This window comes from Mesorhizobium silamurunense (assembly GCF_014843825.1).
Classification (GTDB): Bacteria; Pseudomonadota; Alphaproteobacteria; order Rhizobiales; family Rhizobiaceae; genus Mesorhizobium; species Mesorhizobium silamurunense.
On the sequence record NZ_JHQR01000020.1, the window covers coordinates 1 to 14,830 of the forward strand.

Here is a 14,830-nt window from a genome sequence, read left to right on the forward strand (position 1 = left end):
GCGGCGCCTTCGGCGCTTCCTGCACGGCAGGCGCGGGTGCCGCGGCTGCGGGCTTCGGCGTGAAGACGGACGGCGCCACCGGCTCCGGCTTGTCGCCGTGCAGCGAGAACTTGCGCTTCTTGGTCTCGACCACGACCGACTTGGTGCGCCCGTGCGAGAAATTCTGGCGCACGGTGCCCTGCTCCAGGCCGGGACGCTTCAGCGTCAAGGTTTTCTTCGGCGTAACGCTCAACGTCTTGTCGTCGCCCGATTTCGTATCGCTCATTCCATATCCTCTGCGGCATCATCTTCGTCAGCAACGGCCGCAAGCATTGCCAAATCGTCCGGGGTTCCGCCCCGATACCGGTCGAGCGCGACCATGCGCTTCTCAACCGCCTTTCCCGCGTCCTGCGCGAGGACGGCAGCATGTATCACATTTGTACCCCCCAATGCCAAGCTCAACTCGGCCTCGGGGAAAAGTTTGTAGGCAAGGATGGCGGGACCGCCGAGATGGACGGTAGCCCGCCGCGCCTGACTGATCTTGCGCACACCGTCGTCCGAGGCTTCGGTCGCGTGCAGCACGAAGAGCGCCTGCCCGTCGCGCACAGCGGCCTCCACCTTTGCGGCGCCGAGAACGACCGCTCCGGCCTTGCGGGCAAGACCCAACATACCCAGAGCGGATCTGGAAAGCAGCCCATCGACCATACCGCCGAGATCGGCGGGAACATCGACCTGCGCCTTGAGGGCGCGTGCGAACAGGTTCTTCGCCGCAGCCTTGTCGATATGTAGGCGATCGGCAGTGACCCAGCAACCGCGGCCGGGCAGATTTCTCTTGATGTCCGGAACGACGGCCGAATCCGGGCCGACGACGAAGCGGATCAGCTCATCCGCGTCGGCCTGCCTGCGCGTGACGATGCAGGTGCGATCGTTCATCTCGTCCACGGGCTTTGCGATGCGCGTTCACCTCACGCACCGACGGTTTCGCCGGCAGCCGCTTCTTCCTCAGCGACCAATTCTTCCTCGGAGATCCAGCCGGCCTTCTTGCGAGCGGCCAGCACCATCTCTTCGGCTTCGGCGCGCGAGACGCCGTGATCGGCGAGCACGCCCGGAAACACCTTGGTCTCGCCGTCCTTGCGTTCCTTCCAGCCGATCAAGTCGTCGGCGGCATAGCCGGCGAAGTCCTCGATCGTCTTCACACCGTCCTCGCCGAGCGTCACCATCATGGCCGTGGTGATGCCGGGAATCTCGCGCAACTCGTCCTGGACGCCGAGCGCCTTGCGCTTGTCGTCGTGCTCGGCCTCGATCTTCTCCAGATATTCGCGGGCGCGCGACTGGATTTCGGACGCGGTGTCCTCGTCAAAGCCGTCGATCGAGGAGATTTCGCCGGAGTCGACATAGGCGACTTCCTCGACGCTGGTGAAGCCTTCGGAGGCGAGCACCTGACCGACCATCTCGTCGACATCGAGGGCTTCCATGAACAGCGCCGAACGTTCGACGAATTCCTTCTGGCGACGCTCGCTCTCCTCCTGCTCGGTCAGGATGTCGATGTCCCAGCCGGTGAGCTGCGAGGCAAGGCGAACATTCTGGCCGCGGCGGCCGATGGCCAGCGACAGCTGGTCGTCCGGCACCACCACCTCGATGCGCTCGGCATCCTCGTCGAGCACCACCTTGGCGACTTCGGCCGGCTGCAGCGCGTTGACGATGAAGGAGGCGGCCGAAGGCGACCACGGAATGATGTCGATCTTCTCGCCCTGCAGTTCGCCGACCACCGCCTGGACGCGGCTGCCGCGCATGCCGACGCAGGCACCGACCGGATCGATGGAAGAGTCGCGCGAGATGACGGCGATCTTGGCGCGCGAGCCCGGGTCGCGGGCGACCGACTTGATCTCGATGATGCCGTCGTAGATTTCCGGCACTTCCATGGTGAAGAGCTTGGCCATGAACTGCGGATGCGTGCGCGACAGGAAGATCTGCGGGCCGCGCTGCTCGCGGCGCACGTCATAGACATAGGCGCGGACGCGGTCGCCATATTTATAGTTCTCGCGCGGGATCAGCTCGTCGCGGCGGATGATCGCCTCGCCGCGGCCCAGGTCGACGATGACGTTGCCGTATTCGACGCGCTTGACGGTGCCGTTGACGATCTCGCCGATGCGGTCCTTGTACTCGTCATACTGACGATCACGCTCGGCCTCGCGCACCTTCTGGACGATGACCTGCTTGGCCGACTGGGCGGCGATGCGCCCGAAATCCATCGGCGGCAGTTGTTCGGCGATGAAGTCGCCGAGTTGGGCGTCGGGGTTGCGCTCGCGCGCCGTGGAAAGGGCGATCTGCGTCGCGTAGTCCTCGACCTTCTCGACCACCTCCATCAGCCGCTGCAGCTTCATCTCGCCCGTATTGGGATTGATGTCGGCGCGGATATTGGTTTCCTGACCGTAACGCGAACGCGCCGCCTTCTGGATCGCATCGGCCATGGCGGCGATGACGATCGACTTGTCGATCGACTTTTCGCGCGCGACCGCATCGGCGATCTGCAGCAGTTCGAGCCTGTTGGCGCTTACAACCATTGTCTTTCTCCCGATTTCGCTTCGGACACGCAGCCCGAGAGCTCGATCAACTTTCCTGTTCTGTTTCGTTTCCTCCGCCGGCGGCGGCGTCTTCCGCCTCGCCCCGGCGTTTTTTTGCTTCCTTGCGGGCCCTGTTGTCCTTCGACAGGGCCTCGCGGATAAGATCGTCGGTCAGCACCAGCCGCGCCTCGGCGATCGCATCATAGGGCACGCGCACAGTCGGCTCCTCGCCATAGGCCGCCTTGTCGCGCTCCAGCAATATACCGTCGGCGTCCGCCTCGGCGATCTTGCCTTTGAAGCGCTTGCGGTCGCCGATGAGGACCGACGTCTCCATCTTGACCAGATGGCCGGTCCAGGCGGCGAAATCCGACTTGCGCACCAGCGGCCGGTCGATGCCAGGCGACGACACTTCGAGATGATACGCCTTTTCGATCGGATCATCGACATCGAGCGCCGGCGACACGGCGCGGCTGACCTCTTCGCAGTCCTCGACGGTCATGGTGCCGTCGTCGCGCTCGGCCATGATCTGCAGCGTCAGCCCGTTTTGTCCGGTCAGTTGCACCCGCACAAGGCGGAAACCGACGGCCCTGAGCACCGGCTGCACGATCAGCGCAATGCGCGCATCGATGCCGCTTTCGCGGATGATACGGTCGTCGGCTTCGTTTGCCGCTGCGGTCATAAATTTCCTGTCGCCTTGTCGCTCCGGCCGGCAGGTAACAAAAAAGAGCGGGACCGGGTGGACCCACTCTTCGTCATACCGACCAAGAATTTGAGGGTTATATAGACGATCCTGGCCGGTGTTTCAAGCCTGACCGTGGCAGCGGCCAAACTTCACCGCGGCGGGATCAGCATTGCCTCTGGAGCATGACGGCTATGCGCCGGCACCCCTATGATTGGAGCCCGCCAGTACCCATCTATCTTGCAACGCAAAAAGAAAGGTCGCGCGCGGTGGCGCGAAGATGTTTGTCATGGACCGTGGACTGTTTTTCGTGATTGGCGATTTTCTTGGCACGTTCGGCAGCGCGGCTGCCGCATCGCGGGCCGTCGAGGCCGGCCGCAAGCCGCGCCGCAGCGACCTGAAGAAGCTCGGCATCGACCCGACCGCCTTCGATAGAATTGGCCGCTTCTAAGCAGCGGATGATGGGGATGCTGACGCGCCCTCTTTTTCAGGCCTACGTCCGGATAAAAGTCAGATAGGCAGGCCGCCGCCCCTCGCGGATGGCCTTTGCCTCGTAGCGCGTCCCGGGCCAGCCCTCATAGGGCCGATGCCAATCGGCGGCCTCCCTGGCCTGCCAGGCGAAGCTGCCATTGGCGCGGCAAGCGAGCAGCGTCCAGTTCACGTAGCTGTCGATATCGGAGGCGAAGCGGAATCTGCCGCCCGCCTTCAGCACCCGGGCGAACCGGTCGAGATTGGCAGGGCTCACGAAGCGCCGCTTCCAGTGCTTCTTCTTCGGCCAGGGGTCGGGATAAAGCAGATCGATGCCGTCGAGCGAGGCCGGCGGCAGCCAGTCGAGCAGGCGCGTGGCGTCGTCGTCATGAACCCTGAGATTGGCGAGCGGCGCCTTGGCGAGCGCCGTCATCACCTTGGCCATGCCGTTGACGAAGGGCTCGACGCCGATGAAGCCCGTCGCCGGCGCTTCCGTCGCGCGATGCAACAGATGCTCGCCGCCGCCGAAGCCGATCTCGAGCTGAAGGGCCGAAACCTCCGCCTTGAACAGCGTTCCAAGGTCCGCCGGCGCCGCCGCCGTCAGGTCGAGCCTGTAGGCGCGCAGGCCGCTTTCCAGCGCCGCGGCCTGCTGCGGACGAATGGTCTTGCCGTGCCGGCGGCCGAAAAATGCTTCGGTCGCGCGGCTCGGCCGGTCCTTCGGATCCACTGGTATCAGGCGGCGACCGCGTCCTTGAGCGCCTTGGCGAGGTCCGTCTTCTCCCAGGAGAAGGAACCGTCGCGGCCGGCCTTGCGGCCGAAATGGCCATAGGACGAGGTCTTGGCGTAAATCGGCTTGTTGAGGTCGAGATGACGGCGGATGCCGGACGGCGACAGGTCCATCACCTTGCGCAGCGCTTCCTCGAGCCTGGCCTCGTCTACCTTGCCGGTGCCGTGCAGGTCGACATAGACCGACAGCGGCTGGGCGACGCCGATGGCATAGGAGAGCTGGATGGTGCAGCGGTCGGCGAGCTTGGCCGCGACCACGTTCTTGGCGAGATAACGCGCCGCATAGGCGGCCGAACGGTCGACCTTGGTGGTGTCCTTGCCGGAGAAGGCGCCGCCGCCATGGGGGGCCGCGCCGCCATAGGTATCGACAATGATCTTGCGGCCGGTGAGGCCCGCATCGCCGTCGGGCCCGCCGATGACGAACTTGCCGGTCGGGTTGATGTACCAGTTGCAGTCGTCGGCGATCTTGAGATCGCCAAGCGCCTCGATGATGTAAGGCTCGACGACCTTGCGGACCTTCTTGGAATCCCAGCTCGAATCGAGATGCTGGGTGGAAAGCACGATCTGCGTCACTTCCGCGGCCTTGCCGTCGGCATAGCGCACGGTGACCTGGCTCTTGGCGTCCGGGCCGAGCCTGCCGGCCTCGCCATTGCCTTCATGGCGCGCGGCGGCCAGCAATTCGAGGATCTTGTGGCTGTAATAGATCGGCGCCGGCATCAGGTCCGGCGTCTCGCGGCAGGCATAGCCGAACATGATGCCCTGGTCGCCGGCACCTTCCTCGCCCTGGCGGTCGGCGGCATTGTCGACGCCCTGGCCGATGTCGGGCGACTGGCCGTGCAGCAGCACCTCGATCTTGGCCGTCTTCCAGTGGAAGCCTGCCTGCTCATAGCCGATCTCGCGGATAGCCTTGCGGGCGACCGACTTGAACTTGGCCGGATTGACGACCGGGTGGCCCGCCGCATCCTTGAGGATGTTGCCGGCCTTGTCCTTCTTCAGCAGCGTCTCGGGGACCCTGACCTCGCCGGCGATGACGACGCGGTTGGTGGTGGCCAGCGTCTCGCAGGCAACGCGCACCTTCCACGGGTCCATGCCCGTCTTCCTGGCTTCGCGATAGACAAGATCGACGATCTCGTCGGAGATACGGTCACAGACTTTGTCGGGATGACCCTCGGAGACGGATTCCGAGGTGAAGATATAGTTCTGCCGCGTCACGGGTGTCCCCTCTTGAAAAAGATCGGCAGGGCTGCCGATTTTGGCGCGCCACGTGTTAGCGGTGCCGGGCGCCGCTCGTCAAGCGGTGCGACGGATCTGGCATGACTATTCGGCACAATCAGCTTGTGCCACCGGCGGCAGGGCACCGCCGGCGACATGAGCCTGGAATCACTCGGCATCGTCCGGCGAAAGGGACTTCACAAGATCGATGATCCGGCGCCGCACCTTGACGTCGGGAATCTTGACGAAGGCACGATTGAGCTGAAGCCCCTCTGGGCTGCCGCAGAATTCGATGGCGAAGGCCATCGAGGCATCCTCGGCGAATCCCCGATTGCCGGCCCCGGCCTCCTGACCCGGGGCGTCCTCGAAGAAGAAGGCGACAGGGACGCTCAGGATGGAGGCTATGGCCTGCAAACGGCTGGCGCCGACCCTGTTCGTCCCCTTTTCGTACTTCTGTATCTGCTGAAACGTGATGCCGAGATTTTCACCCAGCTTTTCCTGGCTCATTCCAAGCATATTGCGACGCAGCCGAATACGACTCCCGACATGAATGTCGATCGGATTCGGCTTCTTCTTGTTCTCTTCTGTCATTTTTTCCTCGCCGAATTTTTCCGGCTTTTTCTATTTTTTCCCGCCCAAACGAAGCCGGAGCCACCTGCCCCAACAGACCCCTCCGACCGACTTCGAGAAAATTTTAGGCGTTACAGTATGAGTTTCTAATGTGCCGACTGTCAATTCACCCGTAGCCGCTGCCTTACATTCAATGTGAAGGCCGCGAGGGCAAACAGCAACATGATCAGCAATCCGTTAATGCGGCGCTGGTCGGCGGACAGCAGGGCGTGGCCGGAAACCGGCACATGCGCGTCGATGGCGCCGCGCGCGTCGACCGCGAGCGCATCGACGATGCGCCCACGCGAATCGACAACCGCGGAGATGCCGTTGTTGGCAGCACGCAACAAAGGCAATCCATTCTCCACCGCGCGAATCTGCGCCTGCCTGAAGTGCTGGTACGGGCCGGGCGTGTCGCCAAACCAGGCGTCGTTGGTGACGTTCACAATAAGTTCAGATGACGCGGCGTCAACCGCCACAAGATCAGGGAAGATGACCTCGTAACAGATGAAGGGAACGGCGCGCAGACCGTTCGGCACCGCGATCGGATGCCGCTCGTTGCCGGCGGCGAAATTCATCGGCCCGGCGACGAGCTGACCGATGCCGAAACGTTCGAACAGGTCTTCGAAGGGCAGATACTCGCCGAACGGCACCAGATGCACCTTGTCGACGGCGTCAGCGATCTCGCCCTTGTCGTTGATCGCCACCACGGAATTGTAATAACGGCTGCCGGCATTGCCCGCGCCGCCCTCCTCGCGCACCACGCCGGCAACCAGCATCTGGCCGTCGCTCAGCATATCGCCCAGCGCCTTCAGCGCGTCCGGACGCTCCGTGAACAGGAACGGCACCGACGTTTCCGGCCACAGGATCAGTTGCGGCCTGGCATGTCCTTGCTCCGGTGCCTTCGCCGATATCCCCATCAGCGTGGCGAAGATGCGGTCGCGCACCGAGGCGTCCCATTTCTCGCTGAGATCGACGGCGGGCTGGACGATGCGAACGTCGATCGAGCGGGTGGCCGGCTCGGCCGAGGCGGCGAGCCTGACATAACCGAAGCCGACATGAGCGGCGACGAGGACGACGAACAAGGCTAAGCCCAGCCCGAGATGCCGGCGCGCGGCGACAAGCGCCGGCAAGGAAAAGACAAAGACCGCGAGCGCGTTCATGCCGATCATGCCCGTCACCGACACGCTCTGCATCAGGAGCGGCACCGGCATCGCGGCATAGCCGACGGCATTCCAGGGAAAGCCGGTGAAGAGAAAATCGCGCAGCCATTCGGCAAGGCCGAAGCCGAAGGCGAGCGCGGCGATGCGGCCGATATCGCTGCTCCAGAAAAGCCGCGCCGCGACCGCCGCGAAGCCGTAGAAAAAGGCGAGCGCGAAGGGGATTCCGACCACGGCGAAGGGCAAGGCCCAGGCGAAGCTGTCGGCCTCGACCAGAAGTGCCTGGCCGATCCACCAGAGGCCGGCGAGGAAATAGCCGAAACCGAACCACCAGCCGATGGCGAAGGCCGGCCGCAGGCGCTTGAGCCAGCCATCGGAAGCTTCACCGGTGGCACCGTCGAGCAGCCAGACAAGCACCGGAAACGAGACGAAGCAGACGGCGAAGAAATCGTAGGGCGCCTGGGCGAGAATCGCGAGCGCTCCCGCGACAAACGCCACCAGCGACCGCCGCCATCCCCACAGCAGAATTATCCGGCCGGCAAAGCGCTGCATCTAGCTTCCCAAGTCGCGCGAATCAGGGAGCCAGAGGTTTAACAGGCCAAGCCGGATGCTCCAAATGACGGTGGCTTGAGGAACGTCTTTCTATCGGTGCCATCCTTCGATGCTGAGGCCGCTCAGTCGCTCGGCCTCCTCCTTGGGCACAACGCGCACGGTCTGCGTGAAGGTCCAGACATGGCCTTCGGGATCGCGGGCTCGGTATTGCCGTTCGCCGTAGAAATGATCGATGGGCTCCTCGACGATTTCGGCCCCCGCGGCGCGCGCTTTCTCGCAGTGGGCGTCGAGGTCTTCCCTCAAACGGATGCAAACCGACTGCGTGTTCTTGCCGCCGACAGAGGCCGGGCTGGCAATGTGCGCGGCCCATTCGGGATCGACGATGATGTAGCCGTCGCCGAACCGCATTTCGGCATGGACAAGTCGCCCATCGCTATCACTCACCAGCATGCTCGGCTCGAAGCCGAACGCCGCCTGAAGCCAGGCCAGAGCCGCGCGTGGATTTCGATAGAAGACGCCGGAACCAAGGACTGCATGCTTGAACGGATCGTCGACCGGCATGGCGCGACGATATCAGGCCTGCTCGGTGCGCGCCGCGCGGCGGCGCTGCCGTTCGCCCTTCGGGCTCTGCACGATGCGCACCCGCTTGACGCGGCGCGGATCGGCGTCGAGCACATGGAACTCGAAGCCCGGTATGGCCTGCACCACTTCGCCCCTGGCCGGGACGCGGCCAAGCGTGTTGAAGATCATGCCGCCGATCGTGTCGACATATTCGCCATGCTCGCCGGCGGCGAAATCCTCGCCGATCATCTTGGCGACCTCGTCGATCTCGGCCTTGCCGTCGACGACGAACACACCGTCGCCAGCCTGGGTGATCATCGGCTCGTCGTCATCGTGCTCGTCCTCGATGTCGCCCACGACCATCTCGACGATGTCCTCCAGCGAAGCGAGGCCGTCGGTGCCGCCATATTCGTCGATGACCAACGCCATCTGGGTGCGCATCGTCTGCATGCGTCCCATCAGGTCGGAGGCAAGCATGGAGGGCGGCACGAACAGCACCGGGCGGATCAGATCGAGATCGCCGATGGTGCGGGTCAGGTCAACCTGGGCGAGATCGAGAACGGTCGGCGCCGGGGTCTTTCTGTTCGCGCGGCCCTTCTTGACGCGGGCGAGCTTGGTGATGTGGCCAAGAACGTCGCGGATGTGGACCATGCCGCGCGGGTCGTCGAGCGTTTCAGAATAGACCGGCATGCGGGAATGGCCGGATTGTTCGAAGAGGCCAAGCAGATCGCCAAGCGAAGTGGTGATCTCGACCGCCTCGATGTCGGCGCGCGGCACCATGACGTCCTCGACGCGTACTTCGCGCAGCCGCAGGATGTTGTTGAGCATGGCGCGTTCGCCGGGCGAGAAGGATTCGGCATCGGTGGCCGTCTCAGCCAGCGCGTCGGCGATCTCCTCGCGCAGGTTGGTGCCGTTGCGGTGCCTGAACAGGCCGAGCACGCGATCGAAGAGCGAAGGACCGGCATGCGACGGCTCGGCGGCCGCGCTGCCGGTCGGAATACTCGGACTGGAGCCCTCTTCCGACTTTTCGGAAGGCCTGGCCGCACTGCCGGCGTCCGGACGGGCGGCAGTTTCTGGTTTGTCGTTCATCGCCATCAGGTCAATTGGTCTTTTTTGTTACGCGTAGGGATCGGGAATGGCAAGCCTCGCAAGCGCGGCGCGCTCGATCGCTTCCATCTCCTCGGCCTCGGCGTCGGTCTCGTGATCATGGCCCAGAAGATGCAGCAGGCCATGGATGACGAGATGGGTGATATGGTTCGCCGGCGGCTTGTCTTCCAGGGCAGCCTCGCGCGCGACGGTCTCGGAGGCCAGCACGATGTCGCCCAGCATCGGCGGCAGCTTGCCGCCTTTCGGGAAGGAAAAGGCAGGGAAAGACAAGACGTTGGTCGGCTTGTCCTTGCCGCGCCAATCGGCGTTGAGGGTCTGGACATGGGCGTCGTCGGAAAAAACGATGCTGAGCTCGGAGGGGCCTCTTGCGCCGGTCTCGGCAAAGACGGCGGCGACCGCCCGATCGACCAGGCGCGCCAGCTCGGCCTCCGCGGGCCAGTCGCCGGCCTCAACGAAAATATCGATATCGACCGGCGTTCCGGTGGAGGATCCAGTATCTTCAGCCATGTGGCTTTTGATCAGCTTTCGGCGCCGAGGCCCCTGGCCAGCTTGCCGTCACGGTCGTAGGCCTTGACGATCTCGGCAACCAGCGGATGGCGCACGACGTCGCCCTCGTTGAAGCGGACCGTGACAATGCCCGGCACGCCGTCGAGGATGCGCAGCGCCTCGACCAGGCCCGACTTGGTGTTGGGCGGCAGGTCGATCTGGGTCGGATCGCCGGTGACGATCATGCGCGAGTTCTCGCCGAGACGGGTCAGGAACATCTTCATCTGCATCGGCGTGGTGTTCTGCGCCTCGTCGAGGATCACCGCCGCATGCGCCAGCGTGCGGCCGCGCATGAAAGCCAAAGGCGCGATCTCAATGACCTCGGCGGCGATCGCCCGCTCGACCTTGTCGGCCGGCATCATGTCGTAGAGCGCGTCATAGAGGGGCCGCAGATACGGATCGACCTTCTCCTTCATGTCGCCGGGCAGGAAGCCCAGCCGCTCGCCGGCTTCGACCGCCGGGCGCGATAACACGATGCGCTCGACCATGCCGCGCTCCAAGAGCATCGCCGCATGGGCCACCGCCAGATAGGTCTTGCCGGTGCCGGCCGGGCCGATGCCGAAGACCATTTCGGAGCGCTCCAGCGCGCGCATATAGGCGTCCTGGTTGAGCGAGCGGGCATAGATCGTACGCTTGCGCGTCGCGATCTGGGCAGCCGAGACCTTGCCCTTGCGCTCCATGGTCGGCAGCGTCAGCTGATCGTCGGCGGCGATCGCCATGCGCACGGCGCCGTCGACATCCGACTGGCCGATGTCGGCACCCTTCTGCAGGATGCCGTAGAGCGTATCCAACGCGCGGCGCGCCTGTTCGGCGGCCGAAGCCGTCCCTTTGATGGCGAGCTGGTTGCCGCGCGAGCGGATGTCGACGCCGAGCTTCTGCTCGAGCCGGGCCAAATTCTCGTCGAACTGGCCGTAAAGGGCGCTGGCGAGCTTGTTGTTGTCGAAGGTCAGTACGATGTGCGCCATGTCGGAGGCCCCGGATGCCTGGTTCTGGGGCGGATTCTTCAGTTCAGCAGCGCTCAACCGTCTCTCCTCATCTGCCGAGGCCGTCAGGCCAGTTCGGCGAACAGGCTGTTTGGACCTGTCTTCGTGATTCGTACATCGATAATGTCACCGATTCCACCGGCCTTGTCGTCAACAATAACTGGCTGCAGCCAGGGCGAGCGGCCAACTTTCTGGCCAGGGCGGCGGCCGGGCTTCTCGATCAGCGTGCCGACCGTGCGGCCGACCAGGCTGGCGATGAACGCCTTCTGCTGGTCGTTGATCAGCGCCTGCAGGCGCTGCAGCCGCTCATCCTTCACGGCTTCCGACACATGGCCTTCCATCTCGGCGCCCGGCGTGCCGGGGCGCGGCGAATATTTGAACGTGAAGGCCGAGGCGTAATTCACCTCGCGCACCAGCTTTAGCGTCGCCTCGAAATCCTCTTCCGTCTCGCCGGGAAAGCCGACGATGAAGTCGCCGGACATGGCGATGTCGCCGCGCGCGGCGCGGATGCGATCGATGAGGGTCAGATAGTCGCGTGCCGTATGCCTGCGATTCATCGCCTTCAGTATCCGGTCGGAGCCAGACTGCACTGGTAGATGCAGATAGGGCATCAAGGCGGGCAGGTCACGGTGCGCGGCGATCAATTCGTCATCCATGTCGCGCGGATGGCTGGTCGTGTAGCGCAGGCGCGCCAGCCCAGGAATCTCTGCCAGGCGGAAAAGCAGCCGGCCAAGGCCCCATTCCTCGCCATTTTCGCCCTCCCCGTGCCAGGCATTGACGTTCTGGCCGAGCAACGTCACCTCGCGCACGCCGGCCTCGGCGAGGCGCTCGGCCTCGGCGACGATCTGCGCCACCGGGCGCGATACCTCGGAGCCGCGCGTATAAGGCACGACGCAGAAGGTGCAGAACTTGTCGCAGCCTTCCTGAACGGTGAGGAACGCAGTCACGCCGCGCTTTGCGAGCTCGGCGCGCTTCGGCTGCGGCAGATGCTCGAACTTGTCCTCAATGGCGTAGTCGGTCTCGACGATCTTCTGGCCGCCGCGGACCCTCGCAAGCACATCGGGCAGACGGTGATAGGTCTGCGGTCCGATGACCAGATCGACCGCGGGCGCGCGGCGGATGATCTCAGCGCCCTCGGCCTGCGCCACACAGCCGGCGACGCCGATTAGCAGCTCGCGCCCGGTCTCGGCGCGCTCGGCCTTCATGTCGCGGATGCGGCCAAGCTCGGAATAGACCTTTTCGGCCGCCTTTTCGCGGATATGGCAGGTGTTGAGCAGCACCAGATCGGCGTCCTCGACGGCGTCGGTCGCGACATAGCCGTCGGCGGCCAGCGCATCGGTCATGCGCTGGGAATCGTAGACATTCATCTGGCAGCCATAGGTCTTGACGAAGACCTTTTTCGCCGCCGGAGCTGGGCTGGCCACATGCTCGGGCGCCGTGCCGATGTCGTGGCTTTCGATCGTGTTCAATTCCATCGGGCGGCTTCTAACGCCTTTCCGTGACAAAAAACAGACGATTCTGGCTGATTCAGCGGCTTGGGCGGGGATCGGCGAGCGCGGTCTGCATCATCTCGCGGACCCTGGCTTCCATCAATCTTGCCGTTTCCTTGCGGTTCGAACCCTTGGCGAACGGCACCGGATCGCCGAAATGCACCTCGGCATCGACCGCGCCTTCGGCCAGCAGGACCTTCAGATGCGGCATCAGATCCTGGTCGCCGATCCATGCGGCCATCGGCCGGTGACGGCGGCCCATCGGCACGCCATGCACCCGGGTATAGGCGATCGCCACCGGTTGGATGAACACCTGGTCCGCGGCCCCTTCGGAAATCGCCATCGAGGCCGCGCCGAACAAGGTGCTCTTGAACGGCAGCACCAGATTGCCGTCGCCGGTCGAGCCCTCGGCGAACAGCACCATCGCGTCGCCCTTGGCCATGCGCCTGCCGATCTCGCTCGCCTGGTCGCCGGAGGTGCGCTTGCGCTCGCGCTCGATGAAGACGGTGCGCTGCAGCTTGGACAGCATGCCGATCATCGGCCAGCTTTCCATGTCTGCCCTGGCGATGAACTTCACATCGACAAAGGAGCCGAGCACCATGATGTCGGTCCAGGAGATGTGGTTGGCGGCGATGAGCAACGGGCGCTCCTTGGACAGCGCGCCCTTGACGTGCACGCGAATGCCCAGCGCCTTGAGGATCATGCTGTGCCAGATTCTCAGGACGACCGTCTCCGGCCAGAGCCTGGTCTTCATCGACAGGAGTTGCAGCGGCACCAGCACCAGCGTACCGGCCACGACAAGGGCGAACGCCAGGAAAATCCGCAATTTCTTGATCATTCGCTCCGGCCCAGACACCCGGCGGTCTGGCTAGCGAAGATCGCGGCGCATGACAAGCGCGCCGGTCGGGCCGTGCTCGGTCGAGCGGTAGTAGTTCGGACGCTGGCCGACCTGGCGGAAGCCAAGCCTGCGGTAGAGCGCGATGGCCGGCTGATTGGTCTCGTCGACTTCGAGGAAGAGCGCCTCGGCGCGCTGCGCGTGCAGTTCGCGCAGCACCGCATCCATCAATTGCCAGCCGAGCCCCTGGCGGCGATGCGCGCGGGCGACGGCAACGGTCAGGATCTCGCCCTCGCCCGCCGCCAGACGCGCCAGCACGAAACCGACCGGAGGTTTCGATCCCTGTCCCGTCTCGCGCGCGGCGTAGCCGAACACGGTCTCCTGTTCGAGCAGCGCCGAGAACTCACCGTCGGTCCAGGGCCGGACAAAATCCTCGCGATGCAGCACCGAGACGGCGGCGCTGTCGGCAACCGTCAGCGGCTCCAGCGCATAGTCCCTGCGGCGCGGCTGAAAGAAAGGTATGCGCATCAGGACTTTTTTCCCTTTGGCCCATGATCTTTTCCAAAACCCGGCTTTCCGGCTTCATGGCCCTGCCTTGGCAGAATGAAACCAGCCTGCGGTTTGGCGTCGGCGCCACGCAGATAAAGCGGCTTCGGCTTTTCGCCCGCCCCCTTGGCAGCGGCCAGCCGGGCATAGGTGGCGATGTCCGCCGTGGCAACAACCGGCCCGATATCGAAACCATGTCCGGCCGCCGCGGCAATCAGCGGCGCGGCGGTGCCAGCGAGAACCGCGGTCGCGTTGACTGCCATCCCGGTCGCCTCGGAAAGCGTGGCCACCGCTGGACCGTAAGTCAAGGCTAACGCTTTGTCGAAAAGAGCCGCATGGATTTCCTCACGGCCGCCGTCGAGCGCGGCAAGCACGGCGCGGCCGGGAAAGGCATTTGCAGCCTCCGCCGCCAGCGCTTCCAGCGTCGTCACGCCGATGGCCGGGATTTTCAGGGCCAGCGCCAGGCCGCGCGCGGTTGACACGCCGACGCGCAGGCCAGTGAAAGAACCAGGGCCTATCGAGACGGCAACGGCATCCAGCTCCCGATAGCCGATCCCACCGGCCTTCAAGGCGGCCTCGATGACGGCCATCAGATGCTCGGCATGCCCCTTGCCGAGGTCGAGCACATGGCGACCACGCTCGACGCCCGCGCCCGCATCATAGACGCAGGCGGCACAGAGACTGGCGGCGCAGTCGATGGCGAGCATTTTCATGCGGGCAGCTTCATGGGGCCGGTTAACGAACGCCTTCCCT

17 protein-coding genes are annotated in these 14,830 nt (G+C 64.5%); 1 reads left to right on the forward strand and 16 read right to left on the reverse strand.

Annotation, left to right across the window (positions count from 1 at the left end):
- The 4 genes from DH10_RS02205 to rimP all read right to left on the reverse strand — a co-directional run.
- On the reverse strand, positions 1-265 hold a 265-nt coding region (locus tag DH10_RS02205), incomplete at its 3' end, for a translation initiation factor IF-2 associated domain-containing protein (protein WP_192384135.1).
- Positions 262-912, reverse strand: coding sequence for an RNA-binding protein (locus DH10_RS02210; RefSeq protein ID WP_192250314.1), 651 nt, complete (start codon positions 910-912; stop codon positions 262-264). The genes DH10_RS02210 and DH10_RS02205, both read right to left, overlap by 4 nt.
- Before the next feature lie 32 nt (positions 913-944).
- Positions 945-2,543, reverse strand: a complete 1,599-nt coding sequence (gene nusA, locus DH10_RS02215) for a transcription termination factor NusA (RefSeq protein ID WP_192250048.1) — start codon at positions 2,541-2,543, stop codon at positions 945-947.
- A 46-nt stretch (positions 2,544-2,589) separates the two neighbouring features.
- Positions 2,590-3,222 carry a ribosome maturation factor RimP gene (rimP, locus tag DH10_RS02220; protein WP_192250044.1) on the reverse strand — a complete coding sequence of 211 codons (633 nt, stop codon included), beginning with the start codon at positions 3,220-3,222 and terminating at the stop codon, positions 2,590-2,592.
- Between the two features lie 289 nt (positions 3,223-3,511).
- On the opposite strand from rimP, the gene DH10_RS02225 reads away from it, so the two are divergent.
- The gene (locus DH10_RS02225) at positions 3,512-3,673 is read left to right on the forward strand and encodes a hypothetical protein (RefSeq protein WP_192250358.1); all 162 of its coding nucleotides are present in this window, start codon (positions 3,512-3,514) and stop codon (positions 3,671-3,673) included.
- Between the two features lie 42 nt (positions 3,674-3,715).
- On the opposite strand, the gene trmB is transcribed toward DH10_RS02225, so the two are convergent.
- From trmB to tsaB, 12 genes are all read right to left on the reverse strand, one after another.
- Complete coding sequence (gene trmB / locus DH10_RS02230) at positions 3,716-4,417, reverse strand: tRNA (guanine(46)-N(7))-methyltransferase TrmB (protein WP_192250041.1); 702 nt, start codon at positions 4,415-4,417, stop codon at positions 3,716-3,718.
- Between the two features lie 5 nt (positions 4,418-4,422).
- A complete protein-coding gene (metK, locus tag DH10_RS02235) occupies positions 4,423-5,688 on the reverse strand; it encodes a methionine adenosyltransferase (RefSeq protein WP_192250038.1) in 1,266 nt (421 codons plus the stop codon).
- Between the two features lie 168 nt (positions 5,689-5,856).
- On the reverse strand, positions 5,857-6,279 hold the full coding sequence (locus DH10_RS02240) for a helix-turn-helix domain-containing protein (protein ID WP_126086026.1): 423 nt from the start codon (positions 6,277-6,279) through the stop codon (positions 5,857-5,859).
- A gap of 140 nt (positions 6,280-6,419) precedes the next feature.
- Positions 6,420-8,009 carry an apolipoprotein N-acyltransferase gene (lnt, locus tag DH10_RS02245; RefSeq protein ID WP_192250035.1) on the reverse strand — a complete coding sequence of 530 codons (1,590 nt, stop codon included), beginning with the start codon at positions 8,007-8,009 and terminating at the stop codon, positions 6,420-6,422.
- A 90-nt stretch (positions 8,010-8,099) separates the two neighbouring features.
- Positions 8,100-8,570, reverse strand: a complete 471-nt coding sequence (locus tag DH10_RS02250; RefSeq protein ID WP_192250032.1) for a VOC family protein — start codon at positions 8,568-8,570, stop codon at positions 8,100-8,102.
- Positions 8,571-8,582: 12 nt separating this feature from the next.
- A complete protein-coding gene (locus DH10_RS02255) occupies positions 8,583-9,659 on the reverse strand; it encodes a hemolysin family protein (RefSeq protein ID WP_192250029.1) in 1,077 nt (358 codons plus the stop codon).
- A gap of 27 nt (positions 9,660-9,686) precedes the next feature.
- Positions 9,687-10,184 (reverse strand): rRNA maturation RNase YbeY, encoded by a 498-nt coding sequence (gene ybeY / locus DH10_RS02260; protein ID WP_192250025.1) that lies wholly within the window; start codon positions 10,182-10,184, stop codon positions 9,687-9,689.
- 11 nt (positions 10,185-10,195) lie between these two features.
- Entirely contained in the window at positions 10,196-11,188 is a 993-nt protein-coding gene (locus tag DH10_RS02265; protein ID WP_241855517.1) for a PhoH family protein, read from the reverse strand.
- A gap of 83 nt (positions 11,189-11,271) precedes the next feature.
- Positions 11,272-12,681: a tRNA (N6-isopentenyl adenosine(37)-C2)-methylthiotransferase MiaB gene (gene miaB / locus DH10_RS02270; RefSeq protein WP_192250009.1), complete on the reverse strand. Its 1,410-nt coding sequence runs from the start codon at positions 12,679-12,681 to the stop codon at positions 11,272-11,274.
- Between the two features lie 52 nt (positions 12,682-12,733).
- Complete coding sequence (gene olsA, locus DH10_RS02275) at positions 12,734-13,534, reverse strand: lyso-ornithine lipid O-acyltransferase (protein ID WP_192384136.1); 801 nt, start codon at positions 13,532-13,534, stop codon at positions 12,734-12,736.
- 30 nt (positions 13,535-13,564) lie between these two features.
- Complete coding sequence (rimI, locus tag DH10_RS02280) at positions 13,565-14,059, reverse strand: ribosomal protein S18-alanine N-acetyltransferase (protein WP_192250001.1); 495 nt, start codon at positions 14,057-14,059, stop codon at positions 13,565-13,567.
- Entirely contained in the window at positions 14,059-14,790 is a 732-nt protein-coding gene (gene tsaB / locus DH10_RS02285) for a tRNA (adenosine(37)-N6)-threonylcarbamoyltransferase complex dimerization subunit type 1 TsaB (protein WP_192249996.1), read from the reverse strand. The genes rimI and tsaB overlap by 1 nt, the downstream gene beginning before the upstream one ends.
- Positions 14,791-14,830 lie beyond the last annotated feature (40 nt).